Genomic DNA, 16193 nt, shown 5'->3' with positions numbered 1-16193 from the left:
ATTCATAATCCTGAACAATCAATTCGTCATTGCACTCTTTATCAGATTGTAGATCAAGTCTATAGTTGTTGTACTGCAGCATAAATGTGATTGCCGCAGGAAGTTCACAGGAGAAAAATCATGGGTCATCGGAATGGAATCTTTGCAGTGCTCGCTCTCGCTATGAGCTCGCTCGCTTTGGCCGCGATGGTATCGACGGATGCATACTCGATGGCGGCGCAAAGCGAAGCCAGCGGTTATAGCGCCCTGACCCATGAAGTGGGCGGCGTCGCCCTGTTGTGCCTGAACGACACGGTGCTCGATGCTGCGGTGCAGCCGGTGGTGGCGCAATGAGTTTTGCCGACACCGCTGCCGAACTGGCACCTGGCCAGGCGCTGAAGATACGCGACATCCAGGTGCAGGGCGCGCAAGATGCGCTCGGCGCGCGTGTCTACACGGCCGGCGTGCCGGGCGCCAAGCAGCCGAACCTGATGGTCTTCTTTCATGGCGGCGGCTTTGTCGACGGCGACCTGGACGATGCAGACGACTTCCTGCGCTGCCTCGTGCTGAGCAATCCCGACCATGTGGTGCTGGCCGCGAACTACACCTTGGCCCGCGTGCGGCCATTCCCCGCCGCCGTGGAAGACGCGCATGCCGTGCTGCTGTGGGCAAAAAAGAACAAGTCCAAGCTGGGCTGGACGGGCAAGCAGATGGTGGTGTCGGGCATCGAGGCGGGCGCTAACCTGGCCGCCGTATGCGCCATGATGTCGCGCGACCGGGGCGGACCGCCCCTCGCGGGCCAGGTGCTGATCATGCCCATGCTCGATCCCGGCCTGTCGACCTGCTCGATGCGCTCCTTGCCGACCTGTCCCGACCTGGCCGAAGTGGCGGACCAGTGCGCCGCCGCCTACCGCGGCTACCTGCCGAATGCCGCTGACCGTACCCACCCGTACGCGTCGCCATTGCAGTCGAGCCGCCTGAAGAACCTGCCGCCAGCCTTGATATTGTCCAGCGAAGACGACCCATTGCGCGACGAGGCTGAACAATACGGCAGCAAACTGATCGCCTGCGGCATCAAGACGACCGTGCGGCGCATGGCCGCCGCGCCGCTGCAAGACGCCACCGCCCGCAATGAGTGCGCGTGCAAGGTACAGGTATTGAGCGAAATTAGCAGTTTCGTCGCCGGACTGGGGCAGGAGCCCGAGTCATGACGCCGCCATCCGCGGCACCGCAAAAAAACTTACACTAATCAGTTTACTTTTTGAGTTTTGGTTGCTACACTACGCAGTGTAGTTCCCTTCCTGCCTGAGTTGTGCGTTCGCACAGCCAGCTTCGTCGTCCCCGTCCGCTTTTAAGCAGCTGGCGGCCTGTTTACCTTTGATCGAGCGCCGTCGGGCGCCATGGCACCACCATTCACTTTTTAAGCTGGGTTGCTTCCTGCCGCCCATACCATTAGAAATTTTCATAAAACAGGGAAATAAAATGAAAAACGTTCAACAATTTTCCACTCTGCTGAAGCCCCTGGCTGCCTCGCTCGCGCTGGCAGGTCTGGTGGCCGTGAGCCTGGCCGGCTGCGATTCGGCCAATAGCAAGGTGCCCGACGCGCCAGCGGCCGGCGGCCCGCCCATCTCGGCCGCCGCCGTGGTGGAAAAACAGATCACGGAAACGCAGGAATTCTCGGGCCGCCTGGAAGCGATCGAGCGCGTGGAAATCCGCTCGCGAGTCGGCGGCTTCATCACGGCCGTCAACTTCAAGCCGGGCAGCGAAGTCAAAAAAGGCGATGTGCTGTTCGTCATCGATCCGCGCCCATTCCAGGCCGAAGTGTCGCGCGCCGAAGGCACGGCTGCCTCGGCCCGCGCCAAGGCGGAACTGGCCAAGCTGGAACTGTCGCGCGCTGAAAAGCTGCTGGCCGAAAAAGCCATCGCCCAGCGCGAATTCGATGAAAAGGCATCGGGCTTGAAAGAGCTGGACGCGAATGCCCGCTCGGCGCAAGCCGCATATGAAGCGGCCAGGCTGAACCTGTCGTACACGCAGGTGCAGGCTCCGATCAGCGGCCGCGTCAGCAAGGCGGAAATCACCGTCGGCAACCTGATCGACGCTTCCGCCATCCTCACTTCCGTGGTGTCGACGGACCGCATCTACGCCAGCTTCGACGGCGATGAAGATACGTATCTGCGCGTGGCCGGCACGGCGCAAAAGGGCACGCCCGTCACCGTCAAGGTGGGCCTGGCCAACGAAACGGGCTTCCCGCATGAAGGCAAGCTGGAATTCGTCGACAACCAGCTCGACCCGGCCACGGGCAGCGTGCGCATGCGCGCCACCTTCGCCAACGCCGAGCGCCAGCTGGTGCCGGGCCTGTTCGCGCGCATCCAGCTCGACGGCGGCAACGGCCCGCAGGCGCAAAGCACGGCGCTGTTGATCAGCGACCGCGCCGTCGGCACGGACCAGAGCCGCAAATATGTGTACGTGGTGGGCGCCGACAACAAGGCCGAATACCGCGCCGTCAAGCTGGGCCCGAATTCGGACGGCTTGCGCGTGGTGCGCGAAGGCTTGAAGGCGGGCGAAAAGATCGTCGTCAACGGCTTGCAGCGCGTGCGTCCAGGCGCACCCGTGACGCCGCAGATGGTGGCCATGGATTTCGACCCGACCGCGCCTGTCGCTCCCGCAAAACCTGAAGTAAAAGACGCCAAGATCGCCGCGAAAGCAGCATCGACTTCCAAGGAATAAACATGAATTTTTCCCGCTTTTTCATCGACAAGCCGATTTTCGCGGCGGTGCTGTCGATTGTCATATTCGTGGCCGGGCTGCTGTCGATTTTCGGCCTGCCCATCTCCGAATATCCCGACGTCGTGCCGCCATCCGTGGTGGTGCGCGCGCAATACCCGGGCGCCAACCCGAAAGTGATCGCCGAAACCGTGGCCGCGCCGCTCGAAGAGCAGATCAACGGCGTCGAGAACATGCTCTACATGTCCTCGCAAAACACGTCCGATGGCGCGATGATGCTGACCGTGACCTTCAAGATCGGCACCAACGTCGAGCAGGCCGAGACGCAGGTGCAGAACCGCGTGCAGCGCGCCTTGCCGCGCCTGCCCGAGGAAGTGCGCCAGATCGGCGTGACGACCGTCAAATCGTCGCCGAATCTGACCATGGTGGTGCACCTGGTCTCGCCGAACAAGCGCTATGACGACATGTATCTGCGTAACTACGCGGTGCTGAACGTCAAGGACCAACTGGCACGTCTGCCCGGTATGGGCGACATCCAGATCTTCGGCGCCGGCGACTATGCCATGCGCATCTGGCTCGACCCGCAAAAGGTAGCGGCGCGCGGCATGACGGCCAATGACGTCGTCGACGCCATCCGCGAGCAGAACGTGCAGGTGGCTGCCGGTGTCATCGGCGCTTCGCCGGCGAAAAACTCGGACTTCCAGCTGACCGTCAACACCCAGGGCCGTCTGCAGACGCCCGAGGAATTCGGCGCCATCATCGTGCGCACGAATGCCGACGGCGCCGTCACGCACCTGAAGGACGTGGCGCGCGTGGAAATGGGCGCCAACAGCTACTCGCTGCGTTCGCTGCTGAACAATAATCCTGCCGTCGGCATGGGTATTTTCGAAGCGCCGAACGCCAACGCGCTGCAATTGTCGTCCGACGTGCGCGCCAAGATGGACGAACTGAAGAAAGACTTCCCGCAAGGCGTGGAATACCGCATCGAGTACGACCCCACGCAGTTCGTGCGCTCGTCCATCGAAGCCGTGATCCATACCTTGCTGGAAGCCATCGCCCTGGTGGTGCTGGTGGTGATCATCTTCCTGCAAACCTGGCGCGCCTCGATCATTCCGCTGCTGGCCGTTCCCGTGTCGATTGTCGGTACCTTTGCCGTGATGCTGGGCTTTGGCTTCTCGATCAACACGCTGTCGCTGTTCGGCCTCGTGCTGGCCATCGGTATCGTCGTCGATGACGCCATCGTGGTGGTGGAAAACGTCGAGCGCAATATCGAGGAAGGCTTGTCGCCGCGCGACGCCACCATCCAGGCCATGAAAGAGGTCAGCGGTCCTATCGTCGCCATCGCCCTGGTGCTGTGCGCCGTGTTCGTGCCGATCGCCTTCGTGCCAGGCTTGTCCGGCGAGTTCTATCGCCAGTTCGCGCTGACGATCGCCATTTCGACCGTGATTTCCGCCTTCAGCTCGCTGACCCTGGCGCCAGCCCTGTCGGCCGCGCTGCTGAAACCGCACGATGCGCCGAAAGACGCGCTGACGCGCGGCATGGACATGGTCTTCGGCCGCTTCTTCGCCTGGTTCAACCGCTTCTTCGGCCGCGCTTCGCACCGCTATGAAGCGGGCGTGAAGGGCGTGTTGGGCCGCAAGAGCGCGTCGCTGGGTGTGTATGCGCTGCTGGTCGTTGCCGCCATCTTCACCTTCAAGTCCGTGCCGGCCGGCTTCGTGCCGGCGCAGGACAAGCAATACCTGGTGGGCTTTGCGCAATTGCCTGACGCCGCTTCGCTGGACCGCACGGAAGATGTCGTGCGCCGCATGTCCGACGTCATCAAGTCGGTGCCTGGCGTCGAATCGACCATCGCCTTCCCCGGCCTGTCGATCAACGACTTTACCAATGCGCCGAACGCCGGTATCGTGTTCGCCACCCTGAAACCGTTCGATGAGCGCAGCAGCAAGGAATTGTCGGGCGGCGCCATCGCGGCCGAGATCAACAAGCGCCTGGGCGGCATCCAGGACGCCTTCATCATGGTCTTCCCGCCGCCGCCCGTCAACGGCCTGGGCACCATCGGCGGCTTCAAGATGATGATCGAAGACCGCGGCAACCTCGGTTACGACGCGCTGTACAACGCCACCCAGTCGCTGGCCGCGAAAGCGTACCAGACGCCGGAACTGGCGGGCGTGTTCTCGGGCTACCAGATCAACGTGCCGCAGCTGTTCGCCGACGTCGACCGCGTGAAAGCCAAGCAGATGGGCGTGCAGCTGCAAACGATTTACCAGACCTTGCAGATCAACCTCGGTTCGCTGTACGTGAACGACTTCAACCAGTTTGGCCGCACCTACCAGGTGCGCGTGCAAGCCGATGCCGCGTTCCGTTCGCATGCCCAGGATATCGCGCAGCTGAAAGTGCGTAATGACAAAGGCGAAATGATCCCGCTGTCGTCGTTGATGCGCGTCAAGGATAGCTATGGTCCGGACCGCGTACAGCGCTACAACGCGTATGCTGCAGCCGATTTCAACGGCGGTGCCGCGCCTGGCGTGTCGAGCGGCCAGGCGCAAGCCGCGCTGGAACGCATCGCCAAGGAAGTGCTGCCGCAGGGGATTTCGTATGAGTGGACGGAGCTGACCTACCAGGACATCTTGTCCGGCAATACGATGATCTATGTCTTCCCGCTGTGCGTGCTGCTGGTGTTCCTCGTGCTGGCCGCACAGTACGAAAGCTGGACCCTGCCGCTGGCCGTGATTTTGATCGTGCCGATGTCCATCCTGTGCGCCTTGCTGGGCGTCAAATTGACCGGTGGCGACAACAACGTGTTTACCCAGATCGCGCTGTTCGTGCTGGTGGGGCTGGCGTCGAAGAATGCGATCCTGATCGTGGAATTTGCCCGCGAACTGGAAGAGCATGGCCGCACCGTCGTGCAAGCGGCGCTGGAAGCGTGCCGCCTGCGCCTGCGTCCGATTTTGATGACGTCGATCGCCTTCATCATGGGCGTGGTGCCCCTCGTGTTCTCGCACGGCGCCGGTTCGGAAATGCGCCATGCGATGGGTGTGGCGGTCTTTGCCGGCATGCTGGGCGTGACCTTCTTCGGCCTGTTCCTGACGCCCGTGTTCTACGTACTGCTGCGCACCCTGGCGCAGCGTTTTGAGAAAAAACCAGCCGATGCTGCCGCCAAGCCTGCCGCCGCGCCAGCATTGAACCTGGAAGGAGATATATATTGAAAACCAAGGAAATCATCTGGCGCGTCAAGCCTGTGCTGACCGCCATGGCCGCAGCCGTGCTGCTGGCCGCCTGCGCGGCGCCGGAGTTCAAGCAGCCGCAGATCGAGACGCCGACGGCGTTCAAGGAAGCGCAAGCCTTGCCCGCCGTGCAGACGGCGGCCGACGGCACGCGCTGGAAGCAGGGCGTGCCAGCCGAGCGCCAGGCGCGCGGCGAGTGGTGGCTGGCCTTCAATGATCCGGCCCTCACAAGCCTGATCAGCGAAGCCACGCAGGCCAATGCCAACCTGGCCGTCGCCGCCGCCCGCGTCAAGCAGGCGAGGGCGATTGCCGGCATCGCCGAAGCGGACCGCATCCCGCAAGTGGGCGTGAACGTGGGCGGCCAGCGCAACCGCGCTTCCGCCGTGTCGCTCGGCTTGCCGAACGGCGCGCCGGTGGCGGCGACCAACGTCTACCAGGCGAATCTGACGGCCAGCTACGAAGTCGACCTGTTCGGCCGGGTGGCATCGAATGTCAGCGCCTCGCGCAGCGATGCGCTGGCCGTGGAAGCGACCTATCGCTCGGTGCTGCTGTCCCTGCAGGCCGACGTGGCGCAAACCTACTTCCAGCTGCGCGCCACGGATGCGGAACTGGCGACCCTGGAGCAGACGGTGCGCCTGCGCGAGGAAAGCGTGCATGTGAACCAGCGCCGCTATGACCTGGGCGACATCGGCGAATTCGATCTGTCCCGTGCCCGCACGGAGCTGTCGACGACGCGCGCCGAAGCCATCGGCCTGCAGCGCCAGCGCGCGACCAGCGAACATGCGCTGGCCGTTCTGCTGGGTAAACCGGCCGCCAGCTTCACGGCGACCGTCAACCCGCTGCAGGACAGCGGCTTCCTGCCCGTGATCCCGGCCGGCATGCCGTCGTCCCTGCTGGAGCGCCGTCCCGACATCGCGTCGGCGCAGCGCACCATGGAAGCGTCGAATGCGCGCATCGGCGTGGCGAAATCGGCCATGTTCCCCGCGTTGACCTTGAACGCTTCCGGCGGCGGCGCGTCCGATACGTTCTCGGACATCTTCAAGTGGAGCAGCCGCTCCTGGCTGCTGGGCGCCCTGATGTCGATGCCGATCATCGATGGCGGACGCAATAAAGCTGCCGTGAGCCGCAGCGAAGCGCAGCTGGAAGAGTCGGTGGCGACGTATCGCCAGAGCGTGCTGGTGGCCTTCGCCGAGGTGGAAGACAACCTGGCCGGCCTGCGCATCCTGTCGGGCCAGACGCAGCAGATCGACGAAGCCGTCGTCTCGGCGCGCCGCTCGGCCGACCTGGCGCAAAAGCTGTACGACGCGGGCCGTTCCAGCTACCTCGATCTGCTGGACGCGCAGCGCAACCTGGCGGCCATCGAGCGCAATGCCGTGCAATTGCGCGGCAACCGCGCCGTCACCACGGTGGCGCTGATCCGTGCCCTGGGCGGCGGCTGGGGCGAGACGGAGCCGCAGGTGGCGGCCAACTGATTTCCGGCACCGCGAGCTGGCATGTCCGGCCCGCGGCAAGGAAAACATCGTCAAAACGGCGTCGTGCGCTTGCACGGCGCCGTTTTTTTGTGTTCAGCGAGTTGAATCCGTTTGCGGACAGGCCGCGTAAGTACTCCTGCAATCACGCAAACGCAGTCATCCAGGAGATACCATCATGCGCACCTTTGTTCCCGCAGCACTGTTTGTCACAGCCTTTACTTCCCTGCTGGCCGCCAGCGCCCCGTTTGCCGCCGACATGACGACCATGGTGGGCGGCCAGAGCATGTACCCGAGCAAGGACATCGTCGACAACGCCGTCAATTCGGCCGACCACACGACCCTGGTGGCTGCCGTCAAGGCGGCCGGCCTGGTCGATACCTTGAAAGGCAAGGGCCCGTTCACCGTGTTCGCGCCGACGAATGCGGCGTTTGGCAAGCTGCCGGCAGGTACCGTCGACACCCTGGTGAAACCGGAAAACAAGGCCACCCTGACGAAAATCCTCACCTACCACGTGGTACCGGGAAAATACGACTTCAAGGCGCTGGCGAAGGAGATCAAGATGCATGACGGCAAGGCGACCCTGCCCACGGCCAGCGGGGGCAAGCTGATGTTCGCCATGAACGGCATGCACAACATCGTCGTGATGGACGAGGGCGGCAATAGCGCCAACATCAGCACCTATGATGTGTATCAATCGAATGGCGTGATCAATGTCATTGACACGGTCTTGATGCCGAAATAAGCGGACGAAAAAAAAGACAGGGAAAACCCTGTCTTTTTTGCCTGCATGGCGCCGATTACTTGGCTGGCGCTGCTGCTGGTGCGGAAGCTGCCGCTGCGGCCGGAGCTGCTGGCGTTGCCGGTGCTGCTTTCTTCGCCTTGTGATGCTTGGCTTTCTTGTGCGCGGCCGGTTTGACGGCGGCTGGCGCTTCAGCCTTGGCTGCTGGTGCGACGGCGGCGGCAGAAGCTGCTGGAGCGGCCGGTGCTGCAGGTGCGGCTGGCGTCTGGGCGAAAGCGGCGGTGGCGAACAGGCTGGCGATCAGGGTGGCGATAACTTTTTTCATGATGAAATCCTATAAGGTAATGGTGCGAATAAAAATCGGGTGCTGATGGACTGGATTACTTGCTTGCTGCAGGCGCTGCTTCAGCGGTGGCCGACGCCAGTTTGGCATCTGCCTTGGCCTTGGTTTTTTTCGCAGTGTGATGCGCCTTGGCCTTGGTGGTGGCAGCTTCCGTTTTTGCGCTGGCGACTTCCGTTTTCGCGGCGACGACAGCTTTCGCTTCCTTGGCGTCCGCTTTCACGACGGCTTGCGCTTCCTTGGCGTCCGCCTTGACGACGGCCTTGGTGTGGGCTGCTTCCACTTTGGCGGGAACCGAGGCTGCGGGAGCTGCTGGCGTTTGGGCAAAGGCAGCGGTTGCGAACAGGCCGGCGATCAGGGTAGCAATTACTTTTTTCATGGTGCAGTCCTCAGTGGTGGTTTGTCTGGTATGTCTGTTGGTGCCGGGATGATTCCCGTGTCACTGAGCATAAAACGCGCCCCCGGACGCTTGCGTTGACGGTCATTACAATCGCTTACATCTGCGTGGCATCCGCGGCCAAAATGGCTTTCAGGATGTCTTCCGAACGGCGCTGCCCGTAGCCCTTGCCGTAGGCGCTCGATGCGATGCTCACCACCATGCGGCGCGCCGGTATCACGTAGATCTTGTTGCCGCCATTGCCCGAGGCGAAATGCACGGCGATCTTTTTCCCGGCCACGTCCTGCGTCTTCGCGTACCAGAAATAGCCGTAGCTGTCGGCGTAACGATCGACGGCGCCGATGGCCACGCGCGGCGCCAGCGCTGCCTTGATCCAGGCGGCGTCGATCACCCTCTTGTCGTCAAATACGCCGTCGTTCAGCACCATCTGGCCGATTTTTGCCGTGTCGCGTGCGCGCAGCGACAGGTTGCCCTGGCCTTTAGGGTGGCGTGCCACGTCGCGGCCCCAGCTCCAGCGCGTGATGCCCAGCGGCGCGAACAGCGCCTTGGCGGCGTAGTCTTCCAGGTCGGCGCCGCTGGCGTTTTCCACCACGCGCCCGGCAATGTACGAACCCAGCGAGTTGTAGCGGTAGATGCTGCCCGGCTTTGTTGCGGCCGGCACGCCGCGCACGAAGGCGGCGGGGTCGGGCGCTGCATCGAGCTTGTCTTCATTGCCGGGCGAGTGTTCGTCTTCATCGAACGCGGCCAGGCCCGAACGCATGGTCAGCAAGTCGTCGAGGACGACCTTGCCCGCCGGGCTGGCAGCGACTTCGGGCCAGTAGCCGCCCACCGTTTTTGTTGTCGCCAGCTGGCCGCGCGCCACGGCCGCACCGACCAGCAGCGCGGTGATGCTCTTGCCGGCCGAGCGGATGTCGTGCAGGGTGTCGGCCGTCTCGCCGTTGTAATAGCGCTCGGCGACGATGGCCCCGTCGCGCAGCACGACGACGGCGCGCAAGTCGCCATGGCTGTCGCCATCCTGAGCTTGCAGGACTTGATCGAGGGTGGCGGGGGCGCTGTCCTGCGCCAGGACAGGGCATGACAGGAAGAGGGCACTCAATAGTGAAAACGGCAGGCGGCGCATGGACAGCTTTCGTGGCGATGGTCGGATTGCCAGTGTCGCCCAATTGCGCCGTTTTGTCGCGCGCAAGCTGGCCTGTTCGATGAAGTTTGCGTGAAGGCGCGCCGGACGAGCACAATGCAAAAGGGACAGCCGAAGCTGTCCCTGGTACTGGAAGTGGCCACGCAAGCGCAGACCCGGCGGATGCGCTTGCGTGGCTACATTTGGCTTACTTTGCCGGTGTGGCAGCAACTGCGGCGTCCGCTTTTACCTTGGCTTTGCCGGCCTTGTGATGGGCCTTGGCCTTGGTGGCTTTGGCGTCGGCCTTGGCGCTGGCGACATCGGCTTTCGCATCGGCTGCGACGACCGCTTCCTTGGCGTCGGCTTTCACGACAGCCTTGGTTTCCTTGGCCTCTGCCTTGGCGACGGCTTTCGTGTGGGCCGCTTCCGCCTTGGCGGGAACCGACGCTGCCGGGGCGGCAGGGGTTTGGGCGAAGGCTGCGGTAGCGAACAGGCCGGCGATGAGGGTAGCGATAACTTTTTTCATTTTATTTTCCTGGCAAGTGGTAAGTGATGGTGTGTCGATGATTACTTGGCGGCTGCTGGCGCTGGTACAGACGCTGGCGCTGCAGCGGTGGCCGAAGCCAGTTTTGCGTCGGCCTTGGCCTTGGTTTTCTTGGCTTTGTGGTGCGCCTTGGCCTTGGTGGCAGTTGCTTCCGTTTTTGCGCTGGCCACTTCCGTTTTCGCGGCGACGACGGCTTTCGCTTCTTTTGCATCCGCTTTCACGACGGCTTGCGCTTCCTTGGCGTCGGCTTTGACGACAGCTTTGGTGTGCGCCGCTTCCACTTTGGCGGGGACCGACGCTGCCGGGGCGGCAGGGGTTTGGGCAAAGGCTGCGGTAGCGAACAGGCCGGCGATCAGGGTAACAATTGCTTTTTTCATGGTGCAGTCCTCTGTGGTGGTTTGTCTGGTATGTCTGTTGGTGCCGGGATGATTCCCGTGTCACTGAGCAGAAAACGTGCCCCGGAAGGTTATGGTTGACCTTGTTTACACTTTCTTACAATCAGGTGATTTAAGCGACGTTCATTGAGGAAGACGGCATGAAAATGCAAAAAGACAGCCGAAGCTGTCTTTTTGTGTGGCGCTGAAAATGCGCGGAGGTACTTACTTGGCTGCTGCTGCGGTCGCTTCAGTCTTGGCTTCGTCAGCCTTGGCTTTGGCTTTTTTCGCTTTGTGATGGGCTTTTGCCTTGGTGGCGGCTGCGTCGGCCTTGGCGCTGGCGACATCGGCCTTGGCATCGGCGGCGACGACTGCTTCTTTAGCATCGGCTTTGACTACGGCTTTGGTTTCCTTGGCTTCTGCTTTTGCCACTTCCTTGGTGTGCTTGGCTTCGGCCTTGGCAGGCACGGCTGGCGTTTGAGCAAAGGCTGCGGAAGCGAACAAGCCGGCGATCAGAGTAGCGATTACTTTTTTCATGGTGCAGTTCCTCGAGAAGTGGGGTTGTAGTTCAGGAGATGCATTTCCCCTGTCACTGAGCCAAAAACGCGCCGCACGGCAATCGCGTTGACAACGATTTGATCTAATTACAAACACTTACATTTGCCGGGGCGGGCGCTCTGTTAGCTGGCGTACCGCGCCAGGTGCCGCGGCGGCCTAGACTCAAGGCCACGCGCCGTTCCGGGGACGGTGTCAAGCTCAAATGCGGGCTGCGCCAGGAATTCGACACCGGCGGCGGCCCGATCGACAGGGAGAAGACGATGCAGAACACCTCCACGCCGGACGGCGCCTTGCCGGCCAGTTTCAGGGTCAGCCATGCGGACCGGGTGATCGACAGGGACAGCGGCGCCAGGAAGATCGACCTGGTGCGCTATTACGCGCTGGTGGGCAGGCTGATGCTCGTGCACCTGCGCGGCCGGCCCGTGTCGCTCGTGCGCGCGCCGTCCGGCGTGGGCGGCGAGCTGTTTTTCCAGAAACATGCGGAGTCGTCGGCCATGCCAGGCGTCAAACAGCTCGATGCCCGGCTGGACCCCGGACACCCGCCCACGCTGGCAGTGGACAGCCTGCAAGGCTTGCTGGCGGCGGCGCAGTGGAATGTGGTGGAATTCCACACGCAAAATGCGCTGGCCAGCGCCTACGACACGCCGAACCGCCTGGTGTTCGACCTGGACCCGGGCAAGGGCGTGGCCTGGCCAGCCATCCGGGAAGCGGCCGTGCTGCTGCGGGCCTTTTTGACGCAGCTGGGCTTGCCCGCGTTCCTGAAAACCAGCGGCGGCAAGGGGCTGCACGTGGTCGTGCCGATCCGCCCACAACACGACTGGGAGACGGTGAAGGCGTTTTCGCAAGCCATCGTGGCGCACATGGCGCAGCACATCCCGACGCGTTTTGTCGTCAAGAGCGGTCCCGCCAACCGGGTCGGCAAGATTTTCATCGATTATCTGCGCAATGGCCGGGGCGCCACCACCGTGTGCGCCTGGTCGGCCCGCACGCGTTCCGGGCTGGGCATCTCCGTGCCGCTGGCCTGGGAGGAACTCGACCAGCTGAAAGCGGGCGACCAATGGACCGTGGGCAATGTCCACAGCCGTCTCGACGTGGGCAACGCGCCGTGGGATGGTTATGCGCGCAGCGCGAAGGGACTCGATGCGGCGATGAAAAAGCTGGCCTTCAGTCCTCTTGCCTGAACGGCAGGACGGCGCGCGCCAGCTGCAGCGCTTCCTCGATGGCCGCATTGAGCAGGGTGATTTCGACGGGCTTGGTCAGGTAGCGGAAAAACCCCGCGGCCAGGCCATGCCGGATATCGCCCTTCATGGCATTCGCCGTCAAGGCGATGACGGGGATGTGCGCCGTGCGCGTATCGTTGCGCAGGATGCGCTGCGCCTGGTTTCCATTCATGCCGGGCAGGTTGATATCCATCAAGATCACGTCGGGGCGGCGTTCCAGCGCCAGCGCGATGCCCTGGCGCGCATCGGTGGCTGAGATCAAGCACAGGTGGGGCAGGAAGCTGACGATGTCTTCCACCAGGCGCAGGCTGGCCGGATTGTCTTCCACGTACAGCAGCAGCGCCTGGCCGCCGGCATCGTCCCCGGCGTCGACGGCATCGCCGGCGGCTACGGGCAGGCATTCCGTTTCCGCCTGCCCGGCGGGCGGCGCAGCCATCGTATCGAGTTCGATCCAGAACACGCTGCCCACGCCGAGGCAGCTGTGCACGCCCATGTTGCCGCCCATCAGCTCGACCAGGCGCTTGGTGACGACCAGGCCGATGCCCGTGCCTTCCTCGCTGCCCGCCTCCTGTCCCAGGCGGTTAAACGGCTGGAACAGCTCGGCCATCTGCGCATCGTCCAGTCCCTTGCCCGTGTCGCGGATGGCGATGCGCACGCGTTGTGCTTCGGGCTGCGAGACTTCCAGCTCCACCTTGCCGGCCGGACGGTTGTACTTGATGGCGTTTGACAGCAGGTTCAGCAGCACTTGCTTGAGGCGCGTATGGTCGGCCCTGAGCGTCAGCGCCTCGCAGGCCGGAAACACCAGGTGAATCTGGCGCTGCTGCGCCTGTTCTTCCACCATCACGCGCACTTCCTCGATCAGCGCGGGCAGCGTCACCGCTTCCATCGACAGGCTCAGGCTGCCTGATTCGATCTTCGCCAGGTCGAGGATTTCATTGATCAGGGTGAGCAGGTGGCGGCCCGAGGTGACGATGTTTTGCACGAAGGTGCGCTTTTGCAGCGCGGTCGCGGGCAGGGCTTCATTGGCCAGCAGCTGGGCGAAACCGAGGATGGCGTTCAGCGGCGTGCGCAATTCATGCGACATGCTGGTGAGAAAGCGGTCCTTCGCCTGGCTGGCCCGTTCCAGCTCGATTTTCTGTTCGTTCAGCGTGCGCTCGATGCGCTTGCGCTCCGTGATGTCGCGGATGGCCGACGAGACCAGCATGCCTTCCTCCGTTTCCAGGGGCGACAGGCTGATTTCGACGGGAAACTCGGTGCCATCGCGGCGCAAGCCGTACAGTTCCAGGCCCGCGCCCATGGAGCGGGCGCGCGGCGCCGTGGAAAAGGCCTGGCGGTGGCGCGGATGGTCGGTCGCGTAGCGGGCCGGGATCAGCACTTCCACATTGCGCCCGAGCAACTCCGCGCGCGAGTAGCCGAACAGGCGTTCCGTTTGCGAGTTGACGAGCACGATCTCGCCATCGCCGTTGACGATGACGATGGCGTCCGGCGCCGATTCGAGCAAGCCGCGGAACTTCTGCTCGGCCCGGCGGCGGTCGCTGACATCGCGGATGGCGCTGATGACGAAGGTGCCGATTTCCGTCTGGATGGGCGACAGGCTGATTTCCACGGGGAATTCGACGTTGTCCTTGCGCAAGCCCAGCAATTCCAGGTCGGCGCCCATGGTGCGCGTGCGCGGCTGGTCGAAATAGCGCGCGCGGTGCCCCACGTGGGCATGGCGCAGGCGCTGCGGCAGCAGGCTATCGATTTGCCTGCCGCTCAATTCGCCTTCTTCATAGCCGAACAGGTGTTGCGCCTGCTGGTTGGCCAGCACGATGGCGCCCGTCGCATTGACCATGATGACGCTGTCCGGCGTCGATTCGAACAGCACGCGGTAGCGCACGTCGACGAACTGGGCGTCGCGCGCCGCCTTCAGCAAGGTCGTGTCCTTCATGGTGGAAATCAGGTAGCGGGGGCCGTCCGGCGCGGTTTGCACGGCTTGGCAAGCCACGTCGACGTAGATGAGTTCGCCATCCTTGCGCCGCCGCAGCGATTCGCGGTCGTAGCTGCCGTGCAGGGCCAGCTGTTCGGCGATCAGCGGGCCTGCCTCGGCCTGTCCCGGCAGCGAGATCAGTTCCCACAGCGTGCGGCCCAGCGTTTCGTCGCTGGCATAGCCGAAAATGCGCTGCGCCCCGGCCGTCCAGCGTACGACGACATGGTCTTCGCTCGTGATGACAACGCCGCCAGGGGCGCCGCTGAGGATAAGCTGATCTAACTCGGCATCCATTTTTCCGCACGCATGACAGGGCTTGCCGGGTGGCAGGCTGTGTGCATAACGTAGCGAGAAGCCTGCTCAAAGTCAATGCATTTATCTTCCTGGCGATGCGCCCGCAGCGGGTGCATGGTTCAGGCCGTCTTGCGCAAGTTCCCGTGCGCCATCGCTCAATCCCCTGCGCTGCCGGTGACGGGCAGGACGATGCCGCTGATGTAGCTGGAACAGGCGGGCGAGGCCAGGAAGACGTAGGCGGGCGACAGTTCCTCGGGCTGGGCCGGGCGGCGCATGTCTGTGTCCGCGCCGAATTGCCGGATGTCCTCGGGCGACTTGTCGGCCGGGTTGAGCGGCGTCCACACGGGGCCGGGTGCGATGGCGTTGACGCGGATGCCCTTGTCCAGCAAATTGCCGGCCAGCGCCATGGTAAATGCGTGGATGGCGCCCTTGGTGGTGGAATAGTCGAGCAAGTGCTTCGAGCCGCGCAAGCCCGTCACGGAGCCCGTGTTGATGATGGACGCACCGCGCTGCAAGTGGGGCAGCACGGCCTTGGCCATGTGAAAGTAGCCGTAGACATTGGTTTTCATGGTGAGGTCGAAGCGTTCCTCGCTCAGCTCCAGCAGCGATTCGGCGTGTTCCTGGAAGGCGGCGTTATTGACCAGCACGTCGATATGGCTGAACTTGTCCAGTACCTGGCTGACGGCTTGCTGGCAAAAGCCCTGGTCGCGCACGTCGCCGGCAATCAACAGGCAGCTCTGGCCTTCCGCTTCCACGTAGCGCTTGGTTTCGTGGGCGTCCGCGTGTTCGTTCAGGTAAATGATGGCGACATCGGCCCCTTCGCGCGCATACAGCACGGCTACGGCGCGGCCGATGCCCGAATCGCCGCCCGTGACGATGGCCACCATGCCGGCCAACTTGCCGCTGCCGCAGTAGTCGGGGGCCAGGAAACGAGGTTGCAGCTGCATCTGTCCTTCGACGCCCGGCTTGTCCAGGTGCTGGGCGGGCAGGGGAGGCGCCGGCTGGCTGCGGCTCCCCGTCTGCACAGGGGATTTGCTGTCGCGTTTGTCTTGCCTGGCGGCATCGGGCTGTTTATCTTTCTGATCTTGCTCCTGCTGGATGCTGCGCTGCAAATTGCCGGCAGACTGATCCTTGTTCTCGTTCATGCTGGCCTCCCTGGAAACGACTATCCAGTATCGGCGCGGCACCCGCATCGCACGGTGCGCTTGCTAACAGAGTGGCGCAAACGGGCGCAAAGTTATA

At 63.2% G+C, this 16193-nt stretch carries 14 protein-coding genes and 1 pseudogene; 7 read left to right on the top strand and 8 right to left on the bottom strand.

Annotation, left to right across the window (positions count from 1 at the left end):
- The first annotated feature begins 147 nt into the window (after positions 1–147).
- From O0881_RS06295 to O0881_RS06270, 6 genes are all read left to right on the top strand, one after another.
- A complete protein-coding gene (locus O0881_RS06295) occupies positions 148–333 on the top strand; it encodes a hypothetical protein (protein WP_289904478.1) in 186 nt (61 codons plus the stop codon).
- On the top strand, positions 330–1190 hold the full coding sequence (locus tag O0881_RS06290; RefSeq protein ID WP_251348172.1) for an alpha/beta hydrolase: 861 nt from the start codon (positions 330–332) through the stop codon (positions 1188–1190). The genes O0881_RS06295 and O0881_RS06290 overlap by 4 nt, the downstream gene beginning before the upstream one ends.
- Before the next feature lie 271 nt (positions 1191–1461).
- Positions 1462–2706: an efflux RND transporter periplasmic adaptor subunit gene (locus tag O0881_RS06285; RefSeq protein ID WP_289904479.1), complete on the top strand. Its 1245-nt coding sequence runs from the start codon at positions 1462–1464 to the stop codon at positions 2704–2706.
- Between the two features lie 2 nt (positions 2707–2708).
- Positions 2709–5909, top strand: a complete 3201-nt coding sequence (locus O0881_RS06280; RefSeq protein WP_099667378.1) for an efflux RND transporter permease subunit — start codon at positions 2709–2711, stop codon at positions 5907–5909.
- 44 nt (positions 5910–5953) lie between these two features.
- Entirely contained in the window at positions 5954–7399 is a 1446-nt protein-coding gene (locus O0881_RS06275; protein ID WP_289911465.1) for an efflux transporter outer membrane subunit, read from the top strand.
- Between the two features lie 265 nt (positions 7400–7664).
- Positions 7665–8141 carry a fasciclin domain-containing protein gene (locus tag O0881_RS06270; RefSeq protein WP_257219082.1) on the top strand — a complete coding sequence of 159 codons (477 nt, stop codon included), beginning with the start codon at positions 7665–7667 and terminating at the stop codon, positions 8139–8141.
- 55 nt (positions 8142–8196) lie between these two features.
- On the opposite strand, the gene O0881_RS06265 is transcribed toward O0881_RS06270, so the two are convergent.
- The 6 genes from O0881_RS06265 to O0881_RS06240 all read right to left on the bottom strand — a co-directional run bounded on the left by O0881_RS06265 (position 8197) and on the right by O0881_RS06240 (position 11447).
- Entirely contained in the window at positions 8197–8463 is a 267-nt protein-coding gene (locus O0881_RS06265) for a hypothetical protein (protein WP_152257397.1), read from the bottom strand.
- A gap of 55 nt (positions 8464–8518) precedes the next feature.
- Entirely contained in the window at positions 8519–8857 is a 339-nt protein-coding gene (locus O0881_RS06260) for a hypothetical protein (RefSeq protein ID WP_099667380.1), read from the bottom strand.
- A gap of 115 nt (positions 8858–8972) precedes the next feature.
- Positions 8973–9995, bottom strand: coding sequence for a serine hydrolase domain-containing protein (locus O0881_RS06255; RefSeq protein ID WP_289910606.1), 1023 nt, complete (start codon positions 9993–9995; stop codon positions 8973–8975).
- A 205-nt stretch (positions 9996–10200) separates the two neighbouring features.
- Positions 10201–10518 (bottom strand): hypothetical protein, encoded by a 318-nt coding sequence (locus tag O0881_RS06250; protein WP_289910605.1) that lies wholly within the window; start codon positions 10516–10518, stop codon positions 10201–10203.
- Positions 10519–10559: 41 nt separating this feature from the next.
- On the bottom strand, positions 10560–10913 hold the full coding sequence (locus tag O0881_RS06245; protein WP_289897372.1) for a hypothetical protein: 354 nt from the start codon (positions 10911–10913) through the stop codon (positions 10560–10562).
- A gap of 222 nt (positions 10914–11135) precedes the next feature.
- A complete protein-coding gene (locus O0881_RS06240; RefSeq protein WP_289910604.1) occupies positions 11136–11447 on the bottom strand; it encodes a hypothetical protein in 312 nt (103 codons plus the stop codon).
- A gap of 308 nt (positions 11448–11755) precedes the next feature.
- On the opposite strand from O0881_RS06240, the pseudogene ligD reads away from it, so the two are divergent.
- Positions 11756–12649: pseudogene (gene ligD / locus O0881_RS06235) on the top strand (non-homologous end-joining DNA ligase); the annotation flags it as partial.
- Here ligD and O0881_RS06230 read toward each other — a convergent pair.
- Positions 12633–14951 carry a PAS domain S-box protein gene (locus O0881_RS06230; protein WP_289910603.1) on the bottom strand — a complete coding sequence of 773 codons (2319 nt, stop codon included), beginning with the start codon at positions 14949–14951 and terminating at the stop codon, positions 12633–12635. The pseudogene ligD and the gene O0881_RS06230 sit on opposite strands and share 17 nt — an antisense overlap.
- Positions 14952–15106: 155 nt before the next feature.
- Positions 15107–16096 (bottom strand): SDR family oxidoreductase, encoded by a 990-nt coding sequence (locus tag O0881_RS06225; protein ID WP_289910602.1) that lies wholly within the window; start codon positions 16094–16096, stop codon positions 15107–15109.
- Between the last annotated feature and the right edge of the window lie 97 nt (positions 16097–16193).

This window comes from Janthinobacterium sp. SUN100 (genome assembly GCF_030397705.1).
Classification (GTDB): Bacteria; Pseudomonadota; Gammaproteobacteria; order Burkholderiales; family Burkholderiaceae_D; genus Janthinobacterium; species Janthinobacterium kumbetense.
This window is presented reverse-complemented; position numbering and strand designations above follow the sequence as displayed.